This is a genomic window from Catenovulum sp. 2E275 (assembly GCF_025515275.1).
Lineage (GTDB): Bacteria > Pseudomonadota > Gammaproteobacteria > Enterobacterales > Alteromonadaceae > Catenovulum.
In genome coordinates, this window is record NZ_JAOPFU010000001.1 from 109,614 (window position 1) to 132,022 (window position 22,409).

Here is a 22,409-nt window from a genome sequence, read left to right on the forward strand (position 1 = left end):
AAAACCGCTTATTTAATTAAAAATAAGCGGTTTTATAATGCTTAAACTTTTACAACTAACTCACTTTCAAATTAGATAAAAGATTTTACAAACTCAGCAATTTTTTCGTCTTTGCAGTTCTCAAAAAAACATGCCTGAAAACGCGCGCCACCCACTGCTTGCTTAATAAGCTCAGGATCAAGTGACTTCATTGCTTCTAAATAATCTTTAGCAACCGCAGCTTTTACGGTTGATAAAATACCTGCATTTTCAACTTGTGATGCTTTACGCTCCGGCGGATAACCCTGACCTTTAACACCCGTAAATGCTTTTTCAAAAATATATTTAATATTAAGCTCAGCACCCCAGCCAAAACCTTTGGCGAAAGGAAGTGCTAACGCATTACCGTTATTAATTTGAGCAAATAAATAAGCATCAGACGGGTCAATACAGTAACCACAAGTAACACCAGGGTATGCATTTAACGACATTAATGCACCTTGCCCAGTACCACAACCAGATACCACAAAATCAACTGCGCCTGAGTTTAATAATAAGCTCGCAATAATACCTAAATGAATATAGGTTAATCGGTGATCATTATCGCCATCCATACCAACATTAAAAACGCTGTGACCTTGCTCACCGGCAACCGTTTCTAACTGCTCTAAAATAATTGGATTTTTAGCAGCTTGGCTAAATTCATTCATTAGTGCAATTTTCATATCTAATCCTCAAAAGTTTGATTTTTATGCAGAGGTTAATTCTACTTAAAAACAAAATAAACTGCCACCGGTAGCATTTATTTTCAATATAAGTTTAACAACTGGTAATTTTCATTAACTAACGTTAATATGCAGCCTGATTTTTGGCCGCCCGCTGTTGGGTATCGAAAAAATGGAGAAAGTAGTGGCATCTTTAGTTTCTATTGGCGAGTGCATGTTAGAGTTAAATGCAACCGACACATTAAATTTTAAGCGTTCATTTGCAGGTGATACCTATAACACAGCAGTTTATGCTAAACGATGGCAATCACGACTTTCTGTCTATTATATCTCAGCAATAGGTACAGATAATCTAAGTAATGAAATGCTTGCCCAGTGGAAAGGTGAAGGTTTAAATACTCAATATGTCGCGCAAACGCCAGATGCACAGCTAGGTATTTATGCAATTAGCCGTGATGATCAGGGTAAACGCTGTGTTTCATACTGGCGCAAAGAATCGGCAGCGAGCCAGTTAATGTCGTTACTAAAAGCTCAAAACATTTTAGCCAACTTGCCGCATTTTGATTATGTGTATTTTACTGGCATCAGCTTAGGTATTTTATCGGACAGCGCCCGACAAGAGCTATTAGATTTAATTGAATCAATGAAAAATAAAGGCTCCAAAATTGTATTTGATCCAAATTACCGTGCAAAACTTTGGAAATCGGATGAAGAAGCCATTAATTGGTTAACCAAAGCGTATCAGCTAACGGATATTGCATTACCGGGAATGACAGATCACAAAGCCTTATTTAAGCACCAAACTCACGATGAAGTAGCTGAATTTTTACAAGCATTAGGCTGTAAAGAAATTATTGTCAAGAATGCACAAGATGGTATTTACGCCTTTACTCAAGATGAAAAATTCTGTTTTAGTGTAGATAAAAACTCACCTTGTATTGATACAACCGCAGCAGGCGACTCTTTTGCTGGTACTTACATTGCGGCGCGTATTGCAGGCGATGATATTTTATCTGCTGTTGAAGCGGGTGCAGATGTTGCAAGTAGCGTTGTTCGTCACGTGGGGGCTATCACTCACTAATTGAAAGTTTTGAAATAATCAATCAGCTCATCCCATCCTAAATTTAAGTTAAGTAACGCACTTTAACTTAAATTTAGGGGACAATTTTTTGCCAAACAGCTCACAATTAATTGCCTCTTCTTTATCATTCCAATCCACTTTTGATTATTTTTTATACCATTACAAAAAATAATTCAAAATCACCTTGTGTTTTAAAAAATTTGCCCAACTATTATATTAAGCGACACATAAAATGGCTGTCGTTAACTCAGATTTTAAAACTGAGATTGCACTAACTATAAAACGATATTTGATAAGGATTTACCATGAAAATTAAACTTTCAGGTCACCACGTAGAAATCACTGATAGTGTACGAGAGCATGTTGAAGAAAAATTTGCCAAACTTGCCAGTCACTTTCCTTCTCTAATATCAGCCGATGTCATTATTACCAAACAGCACGGCGAATTTACCGTAGAATCAGTTACAAAATATGAAGGGGCAAGTCTTGCAGCTTCGGGGTCAGATAAAGTTATGTATCCGGCAATCAGCAACTCTGTAAAAAAATTAGATGCTGCGCTTAAACACAGAAAAGGGCAATTAAAAGGCGATTTACATAAAAAACCAGAAGTCACCACGCCAGAAATAGCGCACGAAAAAGTGCAAGAAATGAATTTAACTTAAACTAATCGAGTAAAGTTAACCTAAAAAAGCCAGCTTGCTGGCTTTTTTATTGGCTGTTTTTTACTGTGAAAATAAAAACACCCTCGCCTATTTCAACTTATTTTTAAGCAACTGGCATCCCAGCTCCTATCTAATGTCTATCCAGCTTTTATCCCGCCGGACAAACTCATTGAATGCATTTTAAACGATCTGATTCAAAAACCATCAAAGGGGTATAAAAGTCACACTATTCATAAAAATTTCATTAAAAAGTGCCATTTTTTTACTGAACTTAATTGACATTTAGCACTCAATATTGGAGAGTGCTAATCAAGGGTTAGCACTCTTACATTAAGACTGCTAACAAAAAAACGATTCATTGTTTAACAAATACGGAGCTTAACATGGCCAATATGTCTGCATCTACAGCTTTAGTTCTATCACCGCAAATCGGTAGTTTAGATGCGTACATCCAATCAGTGAATAGCATTTCAGTATTAACTGCTGAAGAAGAAAAATCACTGGCTGAGCGATTATTTAACGATGGTGATTTAGACGCGGCACAACAACTTATCATGTCGCATTTACGTTTTGTTGTACATATTGCAAAAAGTTATTCAGGTTACGGCCTGCCTCAGGCAGATTTAATTCAAGAAGGTAATATTGGATTAATGAAAGCCGTTCGTCGTTTTGACCCTTCTGTTGGTGTTCGCCTTGTTTCTTTTGCGGTTCACTGGATTAAAGCAGAAATTCACGAATACGTACTTAAAAACTGGCGTATTGTTAAAGTTGCAACCACCAAAGCACAGCGTAAATTGTTCTTTAATTTACGTAAGTCTAAAAAACGTTTAGGTTGGTTCAACAACGAAGAAGTAGATAATGTAGCAAACACATTAGGTGTGAGCCGTAGCGAAGTGCTTGAAATGGAATCGCGGATGAGCAATCAGGATCAAGCATTTGATCTAACCGCTGGTGACGATGATGACAGCGCTTTTGCCCCAGCCCAATATTTAGAAGATAACAATTCAGATGTTGCTGAAGTAGTTGAATCTAATCAGTGGGAAAGCCATGCCAATACTCGTTTATTAAGTGCAATCTCAACTTTAGATGAACGCAGTCAGGATATTATTCGAGCGCGCTGGTTAGACGATGGTAATAAAATTACCTTACAAGAACTGGCCGCAAAATATCAGGTATCAGCAGAGCGTGTACGCCAGCTTGAAGCCAATGCAATGAAAAAATTAAAAAATTCGATGGGTGAATTATAACCTTTCGTATTCTAAAATTAAGTTAAAAAATAGCCAGCTTGTCTGGCTATTTTTATTTTAAGCGCTAGACTACCCGCCTTTACTATTCAAAATAATCAGTTTCAAAATTAAATTTTTATGCAGTGTCGTTTAAGTTGCGGAGCTTGTTGTATTGCCCCGTCTATCAGTTCAGCTATTCCGGGGATGCCAAACGGCAAACCTGCCGGTGTTCGCTGTATTCAGCTAGATCACAATAATTTGTGCAAAATTTTTGGTAAACCTGAACGCCCTAAAGTTTGTGGTGAGTTTAAAGCCGAACACGCCTTTTGTGGTGATACATCTGAGCAAGCGATTCAGATTTTATCTGATTTAGAAAATAGCTAATCTTAACCTTTAACCTTAATAACGCCCTTTCCAATTCAACTTCTACACAGCCATAGTTCATAAAAATTTGGACGATTAGGCAAACATTTCAGACTATTTAGATAACACTTAAAAACAAAAAGCATCTATCCTCTAATAAACCTCAATTCGGGGTAAGAAGTTAGCTAGAGTCTTAAATTTATTGGATTTCAGTTTAAGTTCGTTTTCTAGTAAGGGATTTTTTATTAGAACGTACGTAATAGCTGGCTATTACTAGCAAATTCAACGCAGTTATCAGGAAAAATAACCACTAGAAAGCAATTTGTTATCCCGAATTGAGGTTAATAACTTGCTCAAGTTCATTACTCGGATAATGACCGCCAACGCCACAGGAGAACTCAAATGCCGGTTACAATTGAACTAAACGGAAAAAAACAAACGATTGATGCATCCCCTTCTACCCCAATACTTTGGGTTATTAGAGACCAATTAAACTTAACCGGAACCAAATTTGGTTGTGGTATGGCCATGTGCGGTGCTTGTACTGTGCATTTAGACGGTCAACCAATTCGCTCTTGCTCAACTCCACTGCAAGTTGCAGACGGTAAAAAAATTACCACGATAGAAGGTGTTAGCCAGAACAATAATAAAGCGATTATTGTGCAAAAAGCATGGGAAGATTTACAAGTACCACAATGTGGTTATTGCCAGTCTGGCCAGATTATGTCGGCAGTAGCTTTGCTTGAAAACAAACAAAACCCAACAGATGAAGAAATTGATGCCGCAATGAGTGGCAATATTTGCCGGTGTAGTACCTATGTGCGAATTCGCAGTGCAATCAAAACCGCAGCTAAACAAATCGCCGACGCCAAATAGCGGATAAGGAGAATCACCATGCAAAGACTCATTAAGCAAACCATTGAAACTACCTTGCAATCACAAAGCCGCCGCCAGTTTTTAAAAGTGATTGGTGGCTTAGGCGCAGGTTTAACCATTGCGCTACATACTCCGTTATCATTTGCTGACACCAATAATCTTAACAGCTCAGATAATCCGGCATTTGAAGCTAACGCGTTTGTGAGAATAAATCCAGATAATACGGTCAGTGTGTTTATTAAACACATTGAAATGGGGCAAGGTACATTTACCGGTCTTGCTACATTAGTCGCCGAAGAATTAGACGCAAGTTGGTCACAAATTCGATCAGAAGCCGCAGCAACAGACGGTAAACGTTACAACAACTTATTTTGGGGTCCAATGCAAGGCACTGGCGGTAGTACTGCAATTGCCAACTCTTATCAGCAAATGCGTATGGCCGGTGCAACCGCTAAAGCCATGTTAGTGAGTGCGGCCGCTCAATTATGGCAAGTACCAGAAACTGAAATTAGTGTAAATGAGGGAATGGTTTCAGCTAAAAATTCAAACAAACAAGCTCAGTTTGGCGAGCTAGCCGCTTTAGCTGCCAGTTTACCTATGCCGGACGAAGATCAGATTAAACTTAAAAAACCGGCAGAATTTAAGCTAATCGGTAAACAAAATTTATCGCGTAAAGATACGGGTAAAACAGATGGTACTGCAATTTTTACCCAAGATATAAAACTCGACGGAATGCTAACCGCTATGGTGCTGCATCCACCTAAATTTGGCAGCACAATTACCTCAATTGACGATACTCAGGCTAAGTCCAGCGAAGGTGTAATTAAAATTGTGCAAATTCCAACGGGAGTTGCAGTGATTGCAACCGATTATTGGAGCGCCCAAAATGCCCGAGACAAATTAAAAGTTGTTTGGGATCACAGCAAAGCATTTACCAAAAGTTCAACTCAAATTATCGCTGAATATAAGGAGATAGCAGCAAAACCCGGTTTAATCGCCCGAGAAGAAGGCAACTTAACCACAGCATTAACTCAAGCTAAAACAGTTTTAGAAGCAACTTACGAATTTCCTTATTTAGCACATGCGGCGATGGAGCCAATGAACTGTGTCGCAGTCGTTAATAAAAATAGCTGCGAAATCTGGAACGGTGAGCAATTTCAAACCGTTGACCAAATGAATATTGCCAAAGCGCTGAATATGTCGCCAGAGCAAATCAAAATTAATATGTTATTTGCAGGCGGTAGTTTTGGCCGTCGAGCGAATCCACATTCAGATTATCTGGTTGAAACGGTTGAAATAGCCCGCCAAATGCAAGGTACACCAATTAAATTGGTGTGGAGCCGCGAAGATGATATGCGTGCAGCTTATTTCCGTCCGGCTTATGCTCATAAATTAACTGGCGCGTTAGATGAAAACGGTAATATCAGTGTATGGCAGCAGCATATTGTAGGCCAGTCTATTGCCAGCGGTACTGTGTTTGAGTCCGGTATGATTAAAAACGGCGTAGATGTTACCTCGGTTGAAGGCGCATCGAATATTCCGTATGCCATTGATAATATTAAAATTGAATCGACCACAGTCAAGCAAGCTATTCCAATTCAGTGGTGGCGTTCGGTTGGCAGCACACATACCGCTTATGCAGTTGAAACTTTTATTGATGAACTTGCGGTAAAAGCAGGAAAAGATCCTTACCAGTTAAGACGTCAGTTACTGGCAAAACATCCTCGCCTTAAAGGTGTATTAGAACTGGCAGCCAATAAAGCGCATTGGGGAGCTAAGTTACCTAAAAATTGGGGACGAGGAATTGCCGTACATGAATCGTTTAACAGTTATGTTGCTCAAGTAGTTGATGTTTCAGTAAGCGATAATGGTCAGTTTAAAGTAGAAAAAGTGGTTTGTGCGGTAGATTGTGGTGTTGCGGTTAATCCGGATATCATCCGTGCTCAAATGGAAGGCGGCATAGGCTTTGGCTTATCGCCAGTGTTAATGAGTGCCATCACAATTAAAGATGGTGAAGTAGTTGAATCTAACTTCCATAATTATCAGGTACTTAGAATTAACCAAATGCCAGAAATTGAAGTGCATATTATGCCATCGGCTGAGCCACCAACCGGTGTTGGTGAACCGGGTGTACCGCCGATTGCACCAGCGGTTGCCAATGCTTTAGCCAATGTAACAGGTAAAAGATATTACCAGTTACCGCTTAAAGTTTAACTTAAATAGTGAGGGTATTATGTCTAATGCACTAAATACTATACTGGCAACTTGGTATCCGTTAAAAGATGCAACAGACTGGGTTTTAGGCACAATTTATCAAACTGAAGGGCCTGCTTATCGCAAAGCAGGCGCTATGATGCTATTTAGTGGCGATGGACAGCAGCTAGGCATGTTAAGTGGTGGTTGTCTGGAATCCGATATTTCACGCCACGCGCGCCAAGTCATGCTAAATCAAAAATCAAAATTGCTCACTTATGACGGCAGTGATGAAGATGATATGGCATTTCAATTAGGCATTGGCTGCGGTGGCATTGTCCATATAATGTTGCAGCCAATTTGCCAACAAAATAATTATTTAAGGCTGGATAAACTGCTCCATAACTTAACCCAAAATAAAGGCGGCATATATTATCAGTTAGTGGCAAATAATCATCCACTGGATATCAATCAGGCCGAGCTTTTAGAAACAGATGTTCAGCAAAGCAAAATCGATAGAAACTCAGTATCTGAATTGATTAAACAGGACAATCAAACTTGGCTTAAAACCCATATTTTACCTGCCGTGCATTTATTAATTGCAGGTGGAGGGATTGACGCAAGACCCGTTTGTACTATGGCAAAACAGTTAGGCTGGCGGGTTAGTATTTGGGATCCTCGACCGGCCAATGCCAGAGCGGAATATTTTGCAACCGCTGATCACCTACTTAAATTTGAGCCGGTTAACCTCAGCGATTATATTCAAAATAACTCAGTCAATGCGGTCATCGTCATGAGTCATAATGTCAGTTTAGATGCATTGGTGTTAAAAGCACTCAGCCAATGCCAAACTGAATTTATTGGTTTATTAGGTCCAATCAACCGGCGAGATAAAGTATTAAAACAGGCTGAAATTAAATTAACCGATTTACCAGTTTCACTAAATGCACCCGTTGGGTTAAATATTGGCGGCCAACTACCGGAAAGCATTGCCTTGTCTGCCCTTTCGCAGTGCCACAGTGTTTTATACCAAAAATCCGCGCATATCCCAAAACAACAAAGTGATGCTAATTATGCAGTGAATTGTTTAAAACTCGCTATTTAACCTATATTCACATTCGCGCTTTAAATGGACTGAAACAATGAAAATAGCCGGATTAATTATGGCGGCTGGACAATCCAGCCGCTTTAATGCCTGCAAACAGTTAGCCAAAATAAATGATCAAACGTTGCTTGATCTCGCCATTCATAAATTAAAATCAACTCAGGTTGATGCTATTTATCTAGTCACCGGTTATTGGCATCACTTGATTTATCAAGCTTTAGGGCAGCCAAGCCAGCAGCAACAAAACAAAGATAATTTATACATTGTACATAATCCAAACTGGCAACAAGGTTTAGGCAATTCTATTGCCTTTGCGGTAACTGAACTTAAACAACATTATGATGCCATCTTAATTACCCTAGCCGATCAGGTTGCAATTAGTGCAGATGAATACAATCAACTAATCAATCAGTTTAAACAAACGCAACCACAGCCAGATATTGTTTGCGCTAAATACCAGAATAAACGTGGTGTTCCGGCTATTTTCGGGCAAAATTTATTTCCCCAATTAACCGAATTAAATAGCAATCAGGGTGCTAAAAAAATGCTTTATCAAAACAATTTAACCTTAATTGAAATTATGCTGACAAACGCCGCAACAGATATAGATACTCAAGCAGATCTTGCCAGTTGGCAACATATTCAAACCAAGAAATGATCTGATTTACGATACAAACGTAGGATCAGGCAAAAAAGGCAGAGTATTAAACAAGCAAGCACAGTCAAATTTAATATACTTTAAAACAATTAATAGATAGCGCACCGTTATTAATGGAAAAGATAAATATGCAAACAACATCTGCCAATCAAAATATAGCTCCTGCTTTACAAGCCTCGCTCAATGAGCTGGCTGAATTATTAAAAAAGTTGGTTCCGCACGATGGTAAGAGCAAACTGAATATTCCAAACTGCCATGTGGTTAAATCTTCCAAAACGAATCTGGAGTCTATCCGTGTTGCCAGTAAAAGAGGAATATGCATTGTCGCGCAAGGTGCAAAACGTGTAATGCTCGGCGAGAGTATTTATCAGTATGATGCCAGCCAGATTGCGATTTATTCTGCGGAAGCACCAGTTGCCTCTAACGTAATCAGAGCCAGTGTATTAGAACCCTATTTATGTTTTGTAATGGAAATTGACCCGCAACAATTATCCGAACTGTCTTTAAAAGTATTTCCAAATGGCATGCCGCAAGTTAAAAATACTCAGGCAATTTATATTAGCGATAATGATAAAGATTTGGTGGATTGCGCCATTAAACTGGTCAAACTGCACCACCAGCCAGACAAAGCCGATTTAATCAGCCCATTGATAGTTGAAGAAATTTTACTGCGTTTATTAACAAGTCCAATTGGCTCTCAAATTGCACAAATTGGTGCAGAAAATTCAAATATTTATAAAATATCTAAAGCGATTAACTGGCTCAGAAATAACTATCCAGATCCAGTAAAAGTAGAAGATCTGGCTAATAAATCAAATATGAGTCCATCTTCTTTTTTCCAACATTTTAAGCAAGTTACCTCAATGAGCCCGCTGCAATTTCAAAAAAGTCTGCGCCTCCAAGAAGCGCGCTACATCATGCTCAATAAAATGTTAGACGTAAATACAGCCAGCTCTATGGTCGGTTATACCAGTGTTTCACAATTTAGCCGCGAATATTCACGTTACTTTGGCGTATCGCCCAGCAAAGATGTCGCCAGCATTCGTAACCAAAAGCATATAGCTTAGCTCAGTTATTAAGCTTAGTTGCTCATTTCAGTGACTAAGCTTTCACCACCACCCACTTTCAGAATCTGATTAACTTCAGAGACTTAAACTCGTTCTAAATTTAAGGAGAAAAAGGTGAAAGAAGTCAAAAATCACCTAAACAGAATCATAAAACAACTCAGCTGGAGCGCATTGTTGATGTTTGCCCCACTTAGCTCAGGGTTAGCCGATACCCCAGCTAACCCTAAAGTATCCATTCAAATTAGTCCGAATACAGACAGAGCAACTATTTTAGGCTCACCCCAACTTTTTACCGGCCATGTGCTTGTTGATATGTTGTTTACGCCCAATGAGGCAGCTAAACATAGCGCTGGTGTTGTTGCTTTTTCACCGGGCGCACGCTCAAACTGGCATAGCCATCCGGGTGGACAACATTTAGTAGTGACCTCTGGTACTGGCTGGGTACAAGAATGGGGTGGCGAGAAAAAACAAATAAAAGCTGGTGACGTTATCTGGACACCTCCCGGCGTAAAACACTGGCACGGCGCAACTGATAAAACAGCAATGACCCACTATGCAATTCAAACCCAAGTCGAAGGAAAAACTGTTAACTGGCTGGAAGCCGTTACGAATACTCAATATCACACGCCAACCAGCAGCCAATAATAAATTTGTATAAATTAACAGGAGCCAAATATGACAACCCAAAGTACAAATACAGTAAAAGCGTATGGTGCGACTTCAGCAAAAGATCCTATGACAGCCCTGAATATACAGCGCCGCGAGTTAAATCCTGAAGATATACAAATGGACATTTTATATTGCGGCATTTGCCATTCAGATTTACACCAAATTAAAAACGACTTTGGCATGAGTGTTTACCCGCTCGTGCCGGGACATGAAATTGTTGGCCGAGTCACTGCCGTTGGTTCAAATGTTAAAAATTTTAAAGTAGGTGATTTGTCTGCAATTGGCTGTATTGTAGATTCTTGCAAAGTTTGCCCGCATTGTGAGCATGGTAACGAACAATTTTGCCAGCAAGGCGTTACGTTTTCATTCAACTCACCAGATAAACATACAGGTGGAATGACTTATGGCGGTTTTTCTAAAACCTATGTCTGCGATGAAAAATATGTTGTAAAAATGCCAACCTCTCTCGATTTAGCCGCAGCAGCGCCGCTGTTATGTGCCGGAATTACCGTTTATTCGCCACTCAAACATTGGCAGGCTGGACCGGGTAAAAAAGTCGGTATTTTAGGCATTGGCGGTTTAGGCCATGTGGCGATAAAAATGGCTAAAGCGATGGGCGCGCATGTAGTGGTTTTTACCACCTCACAAGCTAAAGTTGAAGATGCCAAACGCTTAGGCGCAGACGAAGCCGTATTATCATCTGATTAAGCACAAATGCAGGCTCAGGCTGGTAGTTTAAACCTGATTATTGATACGGTTTCAGCCAAACACGATATAAATACTTATCTTAATTTACTCACAGTAGACGGTAGTTTGGTATTAGTTGGCTTACCGCCAGAGCCACTAGAGATAGGCGCATTTAACGTGGTCATGGGCAGACGCAGTTTTTCTGGTTCCAACATTGGTGGAATCGCCGAAACCCAAGAAATGCTGGCGTTTTGCGCCGAACATCAGATAACAGCAGACATTGAACTCATAAAAGCCGAGCAAATCAACCAAGCATTTGAACGCCTTGAAAAAGGGGATGTTAAATACCGCTTTGTTGTAGATATGGCTACGCTTTAGAATTGTTCTAACAAAACGAACAACATAAGTTTAAAGCGCAAAAAACATAAGGTGGCTTAGTTTAAGCCGCCTTTTTGTTATTTATCGTAATTTCACGGCTGTGCCAAATACCATAATTTCTGACGAGCCGTCCATAATCGCACTGGTGGTAAATCTAACCCCAACCACCGCGTCCGCCCCTTTTTCTAAGGCGCTTTCGGCCAGCCTTTGCATTGCTAAATCCCGAGCTTCATTTAACATTTCGGTATAACCTCGAATTTCACCACCAATTAAACTTTTTAATCCCGCCATTATATCGCGGCCGACATGTTTAGATTGCACTACATTGCCTGTAACTACACCAACAATTTCAGCTATTTCTCTGCCTGCAATACTCTCAGTAGTTGAATAAATCATTTATTTTCCTTGTACTTATTTACCAACAATACAAACCATATTAGCGCTAAATAAACAATTTGTAACTGAAATAGTTTTAAGCCTTTTGTAGCTACTTTGAAGTTTCGTATGTGTTTTTTATAACAAAACGTTTAACCTAATATTCTAAAAACCATTCATCAGCTGAAAAGCCCGTTTGTCCTATTTTTCTCCTTAACCGAGACTTCAAGTTTAGTATTGACCCTAACAATCCAATAGGAGAAAGTCATGCAACATTCAAAATTTTGTAGCCGCAGAAACTCTAAACCAGCTATTTTGACGGTTTTATTCATATTCTGGATTTGTACTATCTCGGTGCATAAAGCGACGGCCGACACAGCGCCAACCCATGATATATGGCAGGGAGATTGGCAAGGGCAATTAAAAATCAATCCATCACTTCAGCTTACTTTAATTTTACACATCCATAATGATGACAACCAACTCACCGCTACTTTAGACAGCCCAGACCAAGGTGCGTTTGCGATTCCGGTGAACCGTATACATACACAAGAGCAACAAATTGAAATTGTGTTAAATTCAATCGGAGCGACTTACACAGCCCAACTGCACAACCATTCACTAGTGGGTAACTTTTCACAAGGAGGTAACCAACTGCCGCTGACATTACAGCGACAATCTTTCACACAAGCGAGCGAGATAGCCGAAAAATTGGCACGCCCACAAGAACCCAAAGCACCCTATCCTTATATTGAAGAAGACATTAGCTACCCACATATCAGTGGTGAATTTAGCTTTGCGGCAACCCTGACCAAACCAAAAGGCAAGGGTAATTTCACGGCTGCGATATTAATTAGTGGCTCTGGCCCACAAGATCGCGATGAAAACATTTTTCAACACAAGCCTTTTAAAGTAATAGCCGATCACTTAACGCGACAAGGATATGCCGTGTTAAGGTTTGACGATCGCGGTACGGCAAAATCAGGTGGACAATTTGCCGATACCACAATGGAAGGTTTTGCCTCTGACGTAAAATCGGCCTATCAATATTTATTAACCCGCAGTGATATTAACCACAAAAAAATTGGTTTAATTGGTCATAGTGAAGGTGGTATAACTGGCCCTATTTTTGCTGCGCAACAACCAGATGTAGCTTTTGTGATTATGCTCGCTGGCGTTGGTGTACCTGGCAAAAAATTATGGGCGACTCAACAACGTGATATTGGTATTGCTGCAGGTATGCCAAACGGTCAATTCATTTATAATTTACACGAAACTGCGGCACAAATGGCAATTGACGGTGCAAGTGAACAGCAGATAACCAAGCACTTTATGCAAGTACCGGGTATCCAAGCTCAACTGGTAAAACCCATTGCGCAACTCCTCAGCAGTGCTTGGGGACGCTCATTAATGGCATACGAACCACAGCCTATTTTGAGTAAATTACAAATGCCGCTATTAGCGATAAACGGTGAATTAGACATGCAAGTTGCCAGTACAGATAACTTGCATAACATTCAAAAAATAATGGTAAATAGCCAAAATGACGATGTTACTATAGTGCCCCTTGCAGGGCTAAACCATTTATTACAAAAAGCCCAAACAGGGAACCCGAGCGAGTATGCGCAAATTAACGAAACCGTGAACGCCAAAGCGTTAACAACTATTAGCAACTGGTTAAATGAGAGATTTTAGACATGGAAAAACATTACTGGCGATATCAACTCATTGGCTGGTTAACTTTACTCGGTTTTGATTTCGCTAGTAAGGCTCTCAATGGCTTGTGGCAATACGAATTACTGATGGCAGTATTTATTTTGTATAGTTTTGGTTTTGCCACCAGTCATGGTTTGCGTGCCATCTACAAAAAATATTTTAGTCGGCTGGCGATTTGGCTGGCACTACCCGCAGCACTAATAACTTGCCTACTCGCAGGCATAATTGCCTGCGCAGCTATGATGGGGGCTTTATATTTAATTGGTCATTCCGTTTATTCGCGCGCTGATATAAATCCACTTGAAATTTTCTACTACAACTTGTTTTTAATGTGGTTGTTTTTATTAATTTGGACTGGCTTGTATCTATTTATTACCCGTCAGCGCCAAGTAGACGATTTGCACATGGAGCAACAAGCGTTAAAAGAAAATTTACAGCTATCACAATTAAACACTCTGTTGAATCAGTTAAACCCGCATTTTATGTTTAACTGTATTAACAATATTCGTGCGCTTATTTTAGAAGATCCTAACAAAGCCCGAGACATGTTAGCCCACATGGCAGACATGTTACGTTACAACTTACAAGAGCGCGATTCATCCACTGAAACCATTGAAAAAGAACTGGCAGTTGCCCATGCTTTTATGCAACTAGCTTCAATTCAAATGGAAAAAAGATTGCATTTTAATCAAGATATTGATCAGAATATCGATCAACAGCAGCAAGTTCCAACTATGTTTATTCAGCTATTGTTGGAAAATGCGGTTAAACACGGTATTGCAAAACTGGCAGGTGGTGGCACCGTCCACTTATCGTTAAAATACACTGGCTCATCCATCCACATTCAAGTATCTAACGATGGTACGCTAATCGAACAAAACGCAAATGGTATTGGGCTAAAAAATATCCGTACGCGGTTAGCTATGCTGTATGGTGATTCAGCCAATTTCAGTATTAAACAAGTTGATAACCCGCAAACTGGCTCTCAAGTTATCGCACTAGTGAATTTGCCTGCGAATCATGCATTAAACCAACAGTAACAAAAGGACTTTTATGCAAGCCATTATTGTTGAAGACAGCCGCCTTGCGCGACTTGAACTCAAAGAGCAATTAAAACAATTTAAAAATATTGAAGTGATCGCTGAAGCTGAAAACGGTGTGCAAGGTGTCGAGTTAATCGAGCAATATCACCCAGACATCATATTTCTCGACATAGATATGCCAGAAATGAATGGTTTTGAAATGCTGGAACAACTCACCTATGTACCGACGATTATTTTTACCACGGCCTATGACGAATACGCGATTAAATCTTTTGAAGTGAATGCACTCGATTATTTACTCAAACCTATTACCTTGCCACGCTTAACCAGCGCAGTACAGAAAGCGTATACGTTACATCACAAACCTATTGTCGAAGATAAACTTCACAGCGATAGCCGTTTTTTTGTTAAAGAAGGTGAGCGATGTTGGTTAGTTAAATTACAACAAGTACAACTATTTGAATCCATAGGTAATTACACTCGACTGTACTTCGACCAGCACAAGCCAATGATTTATAAATCGTTAAGTCAAGTTGAAAAACGCTTACCTGAACAGCTCTTTTTTCGAGCCAACCGTGGTGAATTGATTAACATGCAGTATATTACTGACGTAGAAATAACACTCAATGGCAACCTGCTAATTCACTTACAAAACGGCAAAATAGTCGAACTATCGCGCAGACAAGCAACCTTATTTAAAAAGCAGATGTCATTGTAAGTTAATTAAGTATATTCGTACGCCACTTTCATGCTTAAAATTATTCAAATTCATGCGATAAAAAGCGGCCTACATAGTTTTACAATTTAAATGATTAAACTAATTTTCCGTTTATTTACCCGCCTTTTTCGCGACTCTGCGCTCAATTAACGTATAAAACAAAGGTACAAATAAAATGGTTAAGCCGGTTGCGGTGACCATGCCGCCAATCACGCTGATGCCTATTGCATTTTGACTGGCTGCGCCTGCCCCACTTGAAAGCGCTAATGGTAATACCCCCATAGTAAACGCCAGTGAGGTCATAATGATCGGGCGGAATCTTTGTTTAGCTGCAAGGCCAATGGCTTCTGATAATTTATGCTGACCAGATTCGACCTGAGATTTGGCAAATTCAACAATTAAAATGGCGTTTTTCGCCGCTAACCCAACTGTGGTTAATAGCGCAACTTGCAGGTAAACATCGTTCGATAAATTAAATAACCAAGCGGCGGTAATTGCACCTAAAATACCCAGCGGAATAATTAATATCACTGAGAATGGTACACGCCAGCTTTCATATAATGCGGCGAGCGATAAAAACACCATTAAAATAGATAACAAATATAAAATAACGGCCTGACTACCAGTTTGTTTTTCTTCATACGAAATACCGTACCACTCCACTCTGTATTCGCCATCTAACTGAGTCACCAACTGTTCAATTTCAGCCATTGCTTCGCCAGAGCTAACCCCTGCGGCTGGCGCACCTAAAAAGTTTATCGATGGATTACCGTTAAAACGTTCAAGTTTGGGCGATCCCATTTGCCATTCAGGTGTTGAAAATGCATCAAACGAGACCATTTGCCCTTGCTGGTTACGCACATACCAGTCGGTTACATTATCCGGCATCATTCTAAAATCGATATCGGCTTGCAGATAAACCCGTTTTAGCCGGCCTCGGTCTAAATAGTTATTAACGTATTTTCCGCCCCATGCAATTTGCAATGTTTGGTTAATGTCAGTTAACGGAATCCCCAAAGCCGATGCTTTTTCGCTGTCGATATTCAGCTGAAATTGCGGTACATCGCTCAAGCCATTTTGACGCACGCCAACTAATTTATGATTAGTTGCAGCCAGTTCAAGTAATTGATAAACCGCCTGCATTAAATCTTGATGGCCTTGGCCGTTTGCATCCACCAACTGAAAATTAAAACCGGATGAGTTACCTAATTCACGAATCGGCGGCGGAAAAAAGGTAAATACGCTGGCATCTTTAATATCGCTTAATGCTTGCCTTGCTCTGTCGTTAATCGCAAATACACTTTGATCATCTTGGGTTCTTTCTGACCAGTCTTTTAAGCCAACAAAACCGATTCCGGCATTTTGTGCAGAGCCGGCAAAACTAAAACCAACCACAGCAAATAAATGCTCAACTAAATCGCCCTGCTCTTCTAAAAAATAATCTTCAATTTGTTTAGCCGATTCTAAGGTGCGGTTAGCCGTTGCGTTATCCGGCGTTTTAAGCGTCATATACATAATGCCCTGATCTTCATTTGGGATAAATGATTCAGGTAAATCGTTAAATAAATACGCCATTCCAGCAACTAATAGGGCATAAATCCCGATAAAACGCAGTGTGCGACGGATCATATAATGAGTTGCGTTTTGGTATTTTTGTCTGATTTTGTCAAAATAAAAATTAAAACCGCGAAAAAACCTCATGCTATGCAAACCGGTTTTATTTTGCGGCTTTAAAAAGCTGGCACAAAGTGAGGGCGATAAAATCATGGCTACCAATACCGACAATGTCATCGCGGTAATAATCGTGATTGAAAACTGGCGATAAATCACCCCAGCAGCACCACTAAAAAACGCCATAGGTACAAATACAGTCGAGAGTACAATCGCAATGCCAATTAACGCGCTGGTGATCTGGCTCATGGATTTAATCGTTGCCTGCTTAGCTGGTAAATGCTCCTCGTGCATAATACGCTCAACGTTTTCAACCACCACAATTGCATCGTCTACCAACAAACCAATAGCCAGTACCATAGCAAACATGGTTAATACATTAATGCTGTAACCTAATGCGCTCAGCACCGCAAACGTACCAAGCAATACCACAGGTACAGCAATGGTTGGAATTAAAGTGGCGCGTAAATTTTGTAAAAACAACAACATCACAAAAAATACCAGCACAACCGCTTCAATTAAGGTTTTAACCACAGATTCAATTGAAAGCTGAATAAACGGGGTGGCATCACGCGGGTAAACCACTTTTACCCCCGGCGGCAGCGTTTTAGCAATTTCAGCCACTTTTTGTTTAATCAACTTTGAGCTTTCTAGCGCATTCGCGCCAGTTGCTAAACTCACCCCCATTCCAACAGCCGGTTTACGTTTGTAACGAACCAGCACGTCATAAGCTTCTGCACCACGTTCAACTCGGGCTACATCGGCTAAATGCAATTGCGATCCATCTTCATTTACCCGAATAATAATGCGTTCAAACTGTTCTACAGTTTTAAGCCGTGATTGCGCAGTAAAAGTAGCATTAATTTGCTGATTAGCTGCTGCTGGCATGCCACCAATTTGACCGGCCGATACATCAATATTTTGCGCTCGAATCGCATTTTCAACATCAACCGGAGTTAATGAATAACTGTTCAGTTTTTGCGGATCAAGCCAAATGCGCATCGCATATTGGCTACCAAAAAAATTCACATTACCGACACCGTTAATTCTTGAAACCGGCTCGCGGATTAAGCGATTAGCTAAATCGCCAATATCAGTTTGAGTCAGTGAACCATCTTCAGAATAAACCCCAATGACCATTAAATAACTGCTATTGGCTTTAGTTACATTCACCCCAAGCGCCTGAACTTCCGCAGGTAGCTGGGCAATAGCAGATTGAATTTTATTTTGCGTTTGCACTTGGGCGGTATCCGGATCGGCCTCTGGTTCAAACGTTAAGGTAATAGAGGCACTGCCGTCTGAGCTACTTGACGAAAAATAACGCAAGTAGTCTATTCCGGTTAAGCTTTGTTCAATTAATTGTGTCACCGAGCTTTGCACCGAACGCGCTGAAGCGCCCGGATACGTTGCGCTGATAGTCACCGTAGGCGGTGCAACTTTAGGATATTGCTCCACCGGCAAACCACGCAGCGCCAAGATCCCCAATAACATAATTAAAATAGCGATAACCCATGCAAAAACAGGGCGTTCAATAAAAAATCTAGCCATTAATTTATCCTGTTTTTAATGAGTTAATCGATTTTAGGTTGGTTATTTTGGTCTTCCACCAAATCACCGGATTTCAGTTTTTGATAACCGCGCAGGACAATTTTATCGCCCGCGGTTAACCCTTGCTCAATAATCCAATTATCCTGATAGCTGGATTGCGCTTGAATAGTTTTTACAAAAGCCTGATTATTTTGATCAATCAACCATACTTCTAACTCACCTAACGCATTGCGAATAGCAGCCTTGTGCGGTAATAAAATCACGGCTTGTTCACCTAAATTAATGCTGGCGTTCACAAATGCACCGGGCAGCAATTTAAAATCAGGGTTGTCTAATTCACCTCTAAAGGTTACTGAGTCTGTGCTTTGCTCAATATTTAATTCTGAAAATTTAATTTCACCGCTTCGGCTAACCACGCCGGTTTCATCCGTAAAATCGACGCTAAAAGGGACATTTTGCTGTGAGTTAAATAATATTTGCTGCAACTTAAGCGATTTATTACGACTTTCCTGCAAATCGACAAAAGCCGGATTGAGCTGAGTTAATCTTGCTAAAGCCTGAGTTTGATTGGCGATTACCAAAGCGCCTTCGGTTACAAACGAACGTCCTATATGGCCAGAAATGGGGGCAAAAACTTTGGTGTAATCCAGCTCAACCTGCGCTAGTTCTACTTGAGCATTGGCTAATTCAACATTGGCCTGAGCCTGTAATAACTGCGCTTGAGTATTTTCAAATTCCTGCTGGCTGATTGCTTTGGCTTTAATTAGTTCGCGATAGCGTTTCATGCGTGTTTGTAATGCTTCAAAATCCGCCTTTGCACTGTTTAAACCCGCATTGGCACTGGTTAACCGAGCTTTGTATTTAGCATCATCAATTTGATAAAGTTGCTGACCTTTTTCAATATAAGCGCCTTCGTCAAATAAACGATTAATAATAATCCCATCTACCTGAGGGCGAATATCAGCATAACGCGATGCCACCACACGGCCAGAAATAAACTGAGTTTGCTCAATGGATTGCAGATCCAAAGTTAAGCTATCCACTTGTTTTGCTTGAGCTGGCTGGGCAAGTTCCTGTGCATTAATTCTATTTTGTGTTTGAAAAAAACTCCAAAGCCCAAAGCTACTCACCAGCACAATCGCCATTAAAATAAATGTCCGCTTTTTCATCCTAACCCCTGATTTGTTTAGGTATGTCTATTTTAATAAACCTCTGGATTTAAGGTTTGCCTTAAAATACGGAGTTTTTGCCTAAAACTCTTTGTGTAATATTTTTCATCCATGATTAAATAACCTGAGGTGCGTATAAGAAATGTTGAAGTAAAATCCTCAACAATTGGATTAAATAATGCTAAACCAAGCTTATTTTACGTTCCAACGGGCTATTTTCTTATGTGCAGATCAGGTTAAATATGGCAAGTCATTTACATTAACGTTAAGCTTCTGCTTCGCGTATTTTATTCTGAGTATCTATTTTGTCTTTATTCGATCATTTATTGGTTGCGCTCAATGTTACTGCGCCAATTTTAATTATTTTATTAGCCGGTATCGGATTTAAAAAAATTAACTTAATTGACGATCATTTTGTCTCGGTTGGTAATAAACTGGTGTTTAATGTCGCTCTACCTTGCTTGTTATTTCTAAGCACTGCATCAGGTTCTTTCAGCCAAAATTTAAATACCCAATTAATTGGCTTTGCTGCCTTGGCGACGATTTTATCGGTAGTGATTGTATGGTTAATTGCTTATTATTTTGTCGAAAAGTCTAAACTGGGGGTGTTTACCCAATGTGCCTTTCGCGGCAATATGGCGATTATCGGTTTAGCGTTATGTGTTAATGCTTACGGTGAGCAAATTATTGCCAAAGCCGCAGTTTATCTGGCATTTATTACGGTGTTATATAATTTATTGGCAGTTTTATTATTGAGTAATACCAAACAAGGAATGCTTAAAAAAATTGCCAAAAATCCATTGATTATCGCCATTATTAGCGGCGCATTATGGTCCAGTTTAAATCTGCCAACCCCACAAATTATGGGTAAATCTTTGGGTTATTTATCTCAGCTTACCTTGCCTTTAGCCCTGCTTTGTATTGGTGCCAGTTTAGATTGGCACAGTTTTAAAGCCAACCATAAACAAGCAGCCAGCGCGACCGCAATTAAGCTTATCATTCAGCCATTGATTATTGTAACTATTGGGATTTATTTAGGCTTTGATCAGCAAGAAACCGGCATTCTATTTTTAATGATGGCAACACCAACCGCTGCTGCCGCTTATGTAATGAGCAAACAAATGACTCAGCATGGCAATTTAGCGGCTGAAATTATTACACTTTCAACCGCGCTCAGCCCGCTAACCGTTACTTTAGGATTGGTGATTTTAAGTTATTTAGGGTTTGTTTAAACATATTACAAACCCTGACTAGTATTTTTTGTCTATAAACCGTTTAATTTATTTTTCAGGAGTTAAGCGCAAAACTTGAACGCCACGGGCTGGTACTTTAATTTTTAACTTTTTATTAGTATTCCCTGAACCTTTTTCCCATAAATTCTTCCAGTTGAATGACTCTTTATTAAAATCAATATAATAATTAAAAATGTCATCTTTATAGATATTAAACTGCCAGTCATAGTTATAGTCAATTGCATTATCTGAGCGGTTTAAAAACATAAATGCTAATTCATTGTTTTCAAGCGGCTTTACCCAAATTTCAAAATCGCCTTCATCAATAAATTTCATTGCTTGAATGCCTAATTTATCCTGATTTAACGCGATAATGTCTTTATTCGTTAAAATTTTGCGGGTTTGATCCGACATATTACGTAAATCGTTGCCAGCAATTAATGGTGAGGCCAACATAGCCCAAATCGAAAAATGCGCTTTATCTTCTTCAAACGACATGCCATTGCCAACTTCCATCATGTCCATGTCATTCCAGTGCCCTGGGCCTGCATATTTACGCAACCCTTTTTGCATATCCAGTATTGGCATTACCCCCCACGACGACCATGAACCATGATTTTTTTCGCAGCTCCAACAAGGGTAAATATCACCGGTTGTCCGCCATGAATGTCCCACGTCTTTTGCCCATTCCCAAGGTTTATTGTCACCCCATTCACACATGCTGAATAAAATTGGGCGGCCAGCTGAATGCAAAGCATCACGCATTAAAGTGTAAGCACCAATCGGGTTTACATTTTCAGTGCTACACCAGTCATATTTTAAATAATCAATTCCCCATTTAGCATAAGTAATTGCATCCTGATATTCGTAGCCACGGCTACCCGGTTTACCGGCACAAGTTTTAGTGCCCGCATCAGAATAAATCCCAAGTTTTAACCCTTTGCTATGCACATAATCAGCTAATGCTTTCATCCCTGATGGAAAATGCGCTTTGCTTTCTTGAATAAAGCCGTTTTCATCACGTTCGCCATGCCAGCAATCATCAATATTAATATATTCATAGCCGGCTTCTTTCATCCCCGATTCCACCATGGCATCCGCCATTTGTTTAATCATGTCTTCATTTACATCACAATCAAAATTATTCCAGCTATTCCAGCCCATTTGTGGGGTTTGTGCTAAATTTTCAAATTTTTGCGACAAAGCAGAATTTGAGAACAACAATAAGCTTGATAACCCAACTGCTTTTAATGCGTTTTTCATACTTA

19 protein-coding genes and 1 pseudogene are annotated in these 22,409 nt (G+C 39.9%); 15 read left to right on the forward strand and 5 right to left on the reverse strand.

Translation table 11 applies throughout. From position 1 onward, the window contains the following. Positions 1–71: 71 nt before the first annotated feature. Positions 72–704: an RpiB/LacA/LacB family sugar-phosphate isomerase gene (locus N7931_RS00360; protein ID WP_262791256.1), complete on the reverse strand. Its 633-nt coding sequence runs from the start codon at positions 702–704 to the stop codon at positions 72–74. A 172-nt stretch (positions 705–876) separates the two neighbouring features. Here N7931_RS00360 and N7931_RS00365 point away from each other — a divergent pair, with 172 nt between their 5' ends. The 11 genes and pseudogenes from N7931_RS00365 (at position 877) to N7931_RS00415 (ending at position 11,669) form a co-directional block, all read left to right on the forward strand. Further along, a complete protein-coding gene (locus N7931_RS00365) occupies positions 877–1,785 on the forward strand; it encodes a sugar kinase (protein ID WP_262791257.1) in 909 nt (302 codons plus the stop codon). Positions 1,786–2,090: 305 nt separating this feature from the next. Next, a complete protein-coding gene (gene hpf, locus N7931_RS00370; protein WP_262791258.1) occupies positions 2,091–2,447 on the forward strand; it encodes a ribosome hibernation-promoting factor, HPF/YfiA family in 357 nt (118 codons plus the stop codon). A 383-nt stretch (positions 2,448–2,830) separates the two neighbouring features. After that, positions 2,831–3,694: an RNA polymerase sigma factor RpoH gene (rpoH, locus tag N7931_RS00375; protein ID WP_262791259.1), complete on the forward strand. Its 864-nt coding sequence runs from the start codon at positions 2,831–2,833 to the stop codon at positions 3,692–3,694. 117 nt (positions 3,695–3,811) lie between these two features. Beyond that, positions 3,812–4,057, forward strand: a complete 246-nt coding sequence (locus N7931_RS00380) for a YkgJ family cysteine cluster protein (RefSeq protein ID WP_262791260.1) — start codon at positions 3,812–3,814, stop codon at positions 4,055–4,057. 381 nt (positions 4,058–4,438) lie between these two features. Then, positions 4,439–4,912 (forward strand): (2Fe-2S)-binding protein, encoded by a 474-nt coding sequence (locus N7931_RS00385; protein WP_262791261.1) that lies wholly within the window; start codon positions 4,439–4,441, stop codon positions 4,910–4,912. Between the two features lie 18 nt (positions 4,913–4,930). Beyond that, positions 4,931–7,126 (forward strand): xanthine dehydrogenase family protein molybdopterin-binding subunit, encoded by a 2,196-nt coding sequence (locus N7931_RS00390; RefSeq protein ID WP_262791262.1) that lies wholly within the window; start codon positions 4,931–4,933, stop codon positions 7,124–7,126. Between the two features lie 19 nt (positions 7,127–7,145). Then, positions 7,146–8,210 carry an XdhC family protein gene (locus N7931_RS00395; RefSeq protein ID WP_262791263.1) on the forward strand — a complete coding sequence of 355 codons (1,065 nt, stop codon included), beginning with the start codon at positions 7,146–7,148 and terminating at the stop codon, positions 8,208–8,210. Between the two features lie 37 nt (positions 8,211–8,247). After that, positions 8,248–8,868 (forward strand): NTP transferase domain-containing protein, encoded by a 621-nt coding sequence (locus N7931_RS00400; protein WP_262791264.1) that lies wholly within the window; start codon positions 8,248–8,250, stop codon positions 8,866–8,868. Positions 8,869–8,996: 128 nt separating this feature from the next. After that, on the forward strand, positions 8,997–9,935 hold the full coding sequence (locus tag N7931_RS00405) for an AraC family transcriptional regulator (RefSeq protein ID WP_262791265.1): 939 nt from the start codon (positions 8,997–8,999) through the stop codon (positions 9,933–9,935). Between the two features lie 114 nt (positions 9,936–10,049). Then, positions 10,050–10,580: a cupin domain-containing protein gene (locus N7931_RS00410; protein WP_262791266.1), complete on the forward strand. Its 531-nt coding sequence runs from the start codon at positions 10,050–10,052 to the stop codon at positions 10,578–10,580. A gap of 30 nt (positions 10,581–10,610) precedes the next feature. Then, positions 10,611–11,669: pseudogene (locus N7931_RS00415) on the forward strand (NAD(P)-dependent alcohol dehydrogenase). 81 nt (positions 11,670–11,750) lie between these two features. On the opposite strand, the gene N7931_RS00420 reads toward N7931_RS00415, so the two are convergent. Further along, positions 11,751–12,065 (reverse strand): heavy metal-binding domain-containing protein, encoded by a 315-nt coding sequence (locus N7931_RS00420; RefSeq protein ID WP_262791267.1) that lies wholly within the window; start codon positions 12,063–12,065, stop codon positions 11,751–11,753. 246 nt (positions 12,066–12,311) lie between these two features. Between N7931_RS00420 and N7931_RS00425 the strand changes: the two genes are divergently transcribed. Genes N7931_RS00425 through N7931_RS00435 form a run of 3 tightly spaced genes read left to right on the forward strand, consistent with a single transcriptional unit; the run spans position 12,312 to position 15,521 of the window. Further along, positions 12,312–13,739, forward strand: a complete 1,428-nt coding sequence (locus N7931_RS00425) for an alpha/beta hydrolase family protein (RefSeq protein WP_262791268.1) — start codon at positions 12,312–12,314, stop codon at positions 13,737–13,739. 2 nt (positions 13,740–13,741) lie between these two features. Then, positions 13,742–14,800 (forward strand): sensor histidine kinase, encoded by a 1,059-nt coding sequence (locus N7931_RS00430; RefSeq protein ID WP_262791269.1) that lies wholly within the window; start codon positions 13,742–13,744, stop codon positions 14,798–14,800. Positions 14,801–14,813: 13 nt separating this feature from the next. After that, positions 14,814–15,521 (forward strand): LytR/AlgR family response regulator transcription factor, encoded by a 708-nt coding sequence (locus N7931_RS00435; RefSeq protein WP_262791270.1) that lies wholly within the window; start codon positions 14,814–14,816, stop codon positions 15,519–15,521. A 111-nt stretch (positions 15,522–15,632) separates the two neighbouring features. Here the strand turns inward: N7931_RS00435 and N7931_RS00440 are convergent, their stop codons facing one another. Together N7931_RS00440 and N7931_RS00445 are read right to left on the reverse strand one after the other, a co-directional pair. Then, entirely contained in the window at positions 15,633–18,740 is a 3,108-nt protein-coding gene (locus N7931_RS00440; RefSeq protein ID WP_262791271.1) for an efflux RND transporter permease subunit, read from the reverse strand. A gap of 23 nt (positions 18,741–18,763) precedes the next feature. Further along, positions 18,764–19,909, reverse strand: coding sequence for an efflux RND transporter periplasmic adaptor subunit (locus N7931_RS00445; RefSeq protein ID WP_262791272.1), 1,146 nt, complete (start codon positions 19,907–19,909; stop codon positions 18,764–18,766). Between the two features lie 305 nt (positions 19,910–20,214). Between N7931_RS00445 and N7931_RS00450 the strand changes: the two genes are divergently transcribed. Next, positions 20,215–21,141 (forward strand): AEC family transporter, encoded by a 927-nt coding sequence (locus N7931_RS00450; protein ID WP_262791273.1) that lies wholly within the window; start codon positions 20,215–20,217, stop codon positions 21,139–21,141. Positions 21,142–21,189: 48 nt separating this feature from the next. Here N7931_RS00450 and N7931_RS00455 read toward each other — a convergent pair whose 3' ends face one another. Further along, positions 21,190–22,404, reverse strand: a complete 1,215-nt coding sequence (locus tag N7931_RS00455; protein ID WP_262791274.1) for a glycoside hydrolase family 27 protein — start codon at positions 22,402–22,404, stop codon at positions 21,190–21,192. Between the last annotated feature and the right edge of the window lie 5 nt (positions 22,405–22,409).

What these genes read in the sequence shown, in the direction of transcription:
- N7931_RS00455 (WP_262791274.1), bottom strand. Translation starts at nt 22,404, where the DNA reads ATGAAAAACGCATTAAAAGCAGTTGGGTTATCAAGCTTATTGTTGTTC.
- N7931_RS00365 (WP_262791257.1), top strand. Translation starts at nt 877, where the DNA reads ATGGAGAAAGTAGTGGCATCTTTAGTTTCTATTGGCGAGTGCATGTTA.
- N7931_RS00425 (WP_262791268.1), top strand. Translation starts at nt 12,312, where the DNA reads ATGCAACATTCAAAATTTTGTAGCCGCAGAAACTCTAAACCAGCTATT.
- N7931_RS00440 (WP_262791271.1), bottom strand. Translation starts at nt 18,740, where the DNA reads ATGGCTAGATTTTTTATTGAACGCCCTGTTTTTGCATGGGTTATCGCT.
- N7931_RS00430 (WP_262791269.1), top strand. Translation starts at nt 13,742, where the DNA reads ATGGAAAAACATTACTGGCGATATCAACTCATTGGCTGGTTAACTTTA.
- N7931_RS00380 (WP_262791260.1), top strand. Translation starts at nt 3,812, where the DNA reads ATGCAGTGTCGTTTAAGTTGCGGAGCTTGTTGTATTGCCCCGTCTATC.
- N7931_RS00390 (WP_262791262.1), top strand. Translation starts at nt 4,931, where the DNA reads ATGCAAAGACTCATTAAGCAAACCATTGAAACTACCTTGCAATCACAA.
- N7931_RS00420 (WP_262791267.1), bottom strand. Translation starts at nt 12,065, where the DNA reads ATGATTTATTCAACTACTGAGAGTATTGCAGGCAGAGAAATAGCTGAA.
- rpoH (WP_262791259.1), top strand. Translation starts at nt 2,831, where the DNA reads ATGGCCAATATGTCTGCATCTACAGCTTTAGTTCTATCACCGCAAATC.
- N7931_RS00405 (WP_262791265.1), top strand. Translation starts at nt 8,997, where the DNA reads ATGCAAACAACATCTGCCAATCAAAATATAGCTCCTGCTTTACAAGCC.
- N7931_RS00435 (WP_262791270.1), top strand. Translation starts at nt 14,814, where the DNA reads ATGCAAGCCATTATTGTTGAAGACAGCCGCCTTGCGCGACTTGAACTC.
- N7931_RS00385 (WP_262791261.1), top strand. Translation starts at nt 4,439, where the DNA reads ATGCCGGTTACAATTGAACTAAACGGAAAAAAACAAACGATTGATGCA.
- N7931_RS00400 (WP_262791264.1), top strand. Translation starts at nt 8,248, where the DNA reads ATGAAAATAGCCGGATTAATTATGGCGGCTGGACAATCCAGCCGCTTT.
- N7931_RS00445 (WP_262791272.1), bottom strand. Translation starts at nt 19,909, where the DNA reads ATGAAAAAGCGGACATTTATTTTAATGGCGATTGTGCTGGTGAGTAGC.
- N7931_RS00360 (WP_262791256.1), bottom strand. Translation starts at nt 704, where the DNA reads ATGAAAATTGCACTAATGAATGAATTTAGCCAAGCTGCTAAAAATCCA.
- hpf (WP_262791258.1), top strand. Translation starts at nt 2,091, where the DNA reads ATGAAAATTAAACTTTCAGGTCACCACGTAGAAATCACTGATAGTGTA.
- N7931_RS00395 (WP_262791263.1), top strand. Translation starts at nt 7,146, where the DNA reads ATGTCTAATGCACTAAATACTATACTGGCAACTTGGTATCCGTTAAAA.